2 protein-coding genes and 1 pseudogene are annotated in these 4,694 nt (G+C 61.1%); 1 reads left to right on the top strand and 2 read right to left on the bottom strand.

Translation table 11 applies throughout. The features are described 5' to 3' along the window. The first annotated feature begins 130 nt into the window (after positions 1-130). Positions 131-637 (top strand): group II intron maturase-specific domain-containing protein, encoded by a 507-nt coding sequence (locus QJT78_RS48625; protein ID WP_080587263.1) that lies wholly within the window; start codon positions 131-133, stop codon positions 635-637. A 75-nt stretch (positions 638-712) separates the two neighbouring features. Here the strand turns inward: QJT78_RS48625 and QJT78_RS48620 are convergent. Together QJT78_RS48620 and QJT78_RS48615 are read right to left on the bottom strand one after the other, a co-directional pair. Beyond that, positions 713-1,153 (bottom strand): annotated as a pseudogene (locus QJT78_RS48620) (transposase); the annotation flags it as partial. Positions 1,154-1,529: 376 nt separating this feature from the next. Then, complete coding sequence (locus QJT78_RS48615) at positions 1,530-3,653, bottom strand: prolyl oligopeptidase family serine peptidase (RefSeq protein WP_211434496.1); 2,124 nt, start codon at positions 3,651-3,653, stop codon at positions 1,530-1,532. Between the last annotated feature and the right edge of the window lie 1,041 nt (positions 3,654-4,694).

Here is a 4,694-nt window from a genome sequence, read left to right as displayed (position 1 = left end):
TGAAGCTCTTGCCCGGGAAACAAACTCAAACTAACAGTCCCTTGTCCTGCCTCGCGGGTGGAGGAATTTGACTGACCACACCCGGAGGAATTTGAAGTGACCCGCGGGGGGGTGGCGATCCGAAAACGTCTTGCGGAATGCGGTCTGGAACTCCACCCGGAGAATAACCCGGATCGTCTACTGCAAGGATAATAAACGGAAAAAGGAATGCGAACACATCTCGTTCGACTTCCTTGGCTACACCTTCCAGCCGCGCGGCGCTCGCGATCGAAAGGGCAAGAAGTTCCTCAACTTCCTCCCGGCAATCAGCAACAAGGCTGCCAAAGGAATCCGACAGACCATTCGCTCATGGCGACTGGGTTCGACGCGAAACCACTGGAGTCTTGAAGAACTCGCCAAGCTGATTGATCCTGTCGTGCAAGGATGGCTGAACTATTACGGACGGTTTTATCGCACGGAATGTGTCAACGTCCTTCGTCACGTTAACGACGCGCTCGCCCGTTGGACGAGGCGGAAATACAAGCGGTTGAAAGGCCGGAAAGTCGCCTCAGTATATTGCTTGGGACGGCTCGCGCAGCGCGATCCGAACCTGCTTTATTTGTGGCGAGTCGGCATTCGACCTGCGGCTGGAAGATAGAAGCCGGATGAATCGGGAGATTCACGTCCGGTTTCGTGAGCACCTCGGGGTGAGATTCCCCGGGGTGACTCGACCGACCGTGACGCGCTTGAGGTCCTGGCTGCGCAACGCACCGGCCTGGTGTGCGATCCGCAGACTCTCGGCCAGCAGCCGTTCCAGCTTGTCGCCGAGCCGTTTGCGCCAGTGGCTCAGGTCCGAACGCTCGTGCGGGAAAACGTGCTGGAAGAATTCCTCGCCGGTGAAGAACTGGAAATAGGGATCGTGGACCCAGCGCTCGCACACCCCCTCGTCGGACAGGCCGGAGATGTGCTTGAGCAGCAGCAATCCGATCATGAAGCGGGTCGCGATCCCGGGCCGGCCATTCTCGCTGTAGAGCGGCGCGACCTCGCCGTCGATCCAGTCCCAATCGACCTTGCCGGCGAGCAGAACCAGCTCGTGCTTCATGTTGATGATCTGGTCCAGCCGTGCCCGGAACAGATCGTTCGAGCCATTCGTCCTGTGTTTCTTCGGTCGCATCGGTCCCTCCGATGCACCACAGAATCACGGTTCGCAGCGGCAGGGAAATCCAAAATCGAAATTGCAGGCTCTTGGCCTCCCGAGCCTCCGTTCCCTGCAAATCTCGAACCGCGCTCAGCTGAAAAAGCGACTCCCGATCAAGAGCTTGGAGGCTTGTTCACGGGCGACGAACGACCCGCGCGAGATAGCGGCAGGTCGAGGACGTCCATGTCCCTGCCGCCGGCAGCTTCAAGTATGCCCGTGATGATGACCGACAGCGCCGCCCTGACGCTCTAATCCGGGCGATACCACGGTCTGCGGAGAATATAGTAAACACGAGCTTGCTGACGTCGCCGCCAAGGTCGATCATGTGAAGTGAGATATTGTTTTCTCGACATCACTCATCGACAAGCCGCCGGGATGCATAGGTATATTCGAGCGCCACCCGGCGTGCATCTTCAATGAGATTGGCGGCGGCACTATGTCCCCCGTCGAGGTTCTCATAGTAAAAATAGGGCTGGCCTAGCTCAGCGAGCCTCGCGGCTGCCTTACGGCCGTGGGCCGGATGCACGCGGTCGTCCTTGGTGGAGGTGAGAATGAAGGGGGTCGGGTAGGTCTTGGCCGGCACCAACTTCTGATAGGGCGAGTAGGCCTCGAGCCACTCGCGCTGTTCGGGAATGGCGGGATCGCCATACTCGCCGGTCCAGGAGGCCCCGGCGGCCAGCTTGGTGAACCGAACCATGTCGAACAGCGGCACCTCCACCATGGCGGCATTGAAGAGGTCGGGTCGCTGGGTGAATGCGGTCCCCACCAGCAGGCCTCCTTGGCTGCCGCCGGCTACGCCAAGGCGGCGCGGAGAGGTGATCTTCCGTCGGATCAGGTCCTCCGCAACGGCGATAAAATCATCCCATGTGCGCTGCTTTGTTGCCCCCTGGGCGGCCTCGTGCCATCGCGGCCCGTACTCGCCGCCGCCGCGCAGGTTGGCGACGACATATGCATTGCCCTGCTCGAGCCAGAGCCGTCCCATAACCCCCGCATAAGACGGCAGGAGCGGAATCTGAAACCCGCCATAGCCATAGAGAATGGTTGGAGTCGATCCGTCAAACCTCGCGCTCTTGGGCCGCACCACAAAGTAAGGAATGCGGGTGCCGTCTCGCGAAGTTGCCTCGAACTGCTCCACGACAAGTCTAGACGCATTGAACCTAGGAGGTATCGACTTCAGTATCTCGAGGCGTTCGGTCGCGGCGTCGAAATACCAGAGCGACGTCGGCCTGAGAAAGCTGGAGACGGTGAACATCACCTCGTCCGTTTCATTCGATGCGGCAGGTAGACCGATACTCGCATTCTCCGGAAGCGGGATCGGCGTGGCCCGCCAGGCGTCCTGATCATACTTGTAGACGAACGCCTTGCTCTGAACATTGTCGAGGGTCGTCAGGATCAACAAGTTCCTGGTGGCGCTGAACCCGCTGAGCGCCTGCCGAGGCCCGGGCTGGAAGACGAGCGACGGCCTGGCACGCAGCGGATCCTGCTTCCATTCGGCCAGGTCATACGAGATGATCGAGCCGGCTGCGAACCGGGTGCCGCCGGACGGCGTCCACTCCTCGTTGAGCGTCACGAGCAGGCGGCCACTGGCGATGCCGCCGATGGTCGCCTTCTTTGGCAGGTTGAGCTTGATCGGCCCCTTGGGCCCGAAGAGCACATACTCATACTCGAACGTGCTGATAGTGCGCACCGCGCCGGTCGCATGGACCGTGCCTTCACTGTCGCGCAGCGCGAATGGCTCCGTCCCGTCATCGGTCGGTTCGCCGCGAAAGACCTCGCGCGCTTCAACGAGCGGCTGAGCGCGCTTGAGCTCCTTCACGACGAAAGGGTAGCCGGCCTGCGTCGTGGTCCCTTCGCCCCAATCGCGTGCGATCAGGATCGTGTCGCCGTCGATCCAGCTGACGCCCTGCTTTCCCTCCGGAAGGTCGAAGCCGGTGGTGACGAAGGCTTGGGCGTCCGCGTCGAACTCGCGCACGAACACGGCGTCCTTGCCGCCCTCGGAAAAATTGAGCAGGCACAGGCGCTCTTCGGGCGGCAGGCAGCTACCCCCTTTAAAGACCCAGTTCTTCTTCTCCGCGGCAGCCAGCGCATCCAAGTCGAGGATGGTGTCCCATCGCGGGTCCTGGGCGCGATAGCTCTCAAACGTGGTACGTCGCCAGACGCCGCGCACGTGATTCTCGTCCTGCCAGAAATTGTCGAGACCGCGCCGTCCGAAGGAAACGTACGGAATCCGATCCTTGGCCTGGAGGATGGTGAGCGCCTCTTGATAGAAGCGCTGATAGCGGGGATCCGATTGGAGCGCGCCGAGCGTCTTGTCGTTCTCGGCGCGAGCCCAAGCCAATGCGCGCGGCCCTTCGATCTCCTCGAGCCAAAGGAAAGGATCGTCCGCCTGCATCGCAGCCGGCAGTTTCTGGGGCAGTGCCGCGGACATCAAACAGGTCATGGAGAGCGATGCGGCGAGGAGGAGCGACTTTTTCATGGGACTTGTCCTGGACTGGGTCGGCGGGCCGGGCTCGCCGCGTCTTGCGAGGTGGGCGGAAGCAGACGGAATATATGCATTCGGTCTCGAAGAGCGGATATGCGGGGAACCGCGCCCGCTGGTGCCCCGAGCGAAGCAAGCAGCGTGCCGCTTGAAAATCGGAGGTTCTCCAGTCGCTTGCTACTTTGTGTCAGCGTTAACTTGGGGACGTTGGTCTCAAAGCTGACAATCGCGCCATGAGCAACGACAATACGTTGCGCAGCAGGAAGCCGCCTTTTGCGCTAAGCATGAGAAGGCGAAAGCCACCTCCTCCGGTATCCTCAGCTCGTGATCTGGCCGTCGCCAGCGGCGACACGATCCGGAAGCCCCAACAGCCGCGGCCCGCCGGCTTGCGGCATGACGTTCGAAGTAGCGGCCGATATCGATCCGGATTTCCTCTGCCGCGCTAACGCGGTCGACCAACCTACTCTGGTAGGTGCTTTGCGAACTTCTTTGCAATAGCATCAGGGCGCGCTCTGGAGGCATACCCGTCTCCGGAAAGACCGAGGCGGCGGCTTTGCCGAGGAGACGAGGCTGGCGGCCGGGTTACGCGTGATAGGGACAGCGCGTCACTTTCGGAAAACTCCGAGACGCCGAGTTACGTCGTCGCTAACTTTGCAGGCACGGGCGCGGCAGGGACAGCGTCGATTTACGCGCTTTTTTCGGCGCCAAGTCGGGCCCGTGCTGCTCTCCCTCTCCATGGCAGAAGTGCAAGCGTCTTCAACCGCGTCAGGCTTTCGATCGTAAGTGCGGTAGGCCACGGCAGCACGTTTGCAGGTTCGTTGTCCGCGCTTTCGGCAGGAGCTTGAGCAATTCGGGTTTGATAAAGCCGAGCGGCCGAGCGCAGCCGTGGGCACGAAAACCCAAGGGAGCACGGGCCATTCCTTATCGAGTCGATCGTTAATAAGCCGAATTGGGCTGAACTGGACAGTTGAGCGTTGGCCAGAGTGAGAGCAGGAAGAGGGACAAAAGGTCTCTGAGCCAAGCCAGGACACGGCGGAG

This window comes from Bradyrhizobium sp. Mp27, assembly GCF_029953005.1.
GTDB classification, from domain to species: domain Bacteria; phylum Pseudomonadota; class Alphaproteobacteria; order Rhizobiales; family Xanthobacteraceae; genus Bradyrhizobium; species Bradyrhizobium barranii.
The sequence above is the reverse complement of the archived record's forward strand: the minus strand, read 5'-3'. Positions and strand labels throughout refer to the sequence as shown.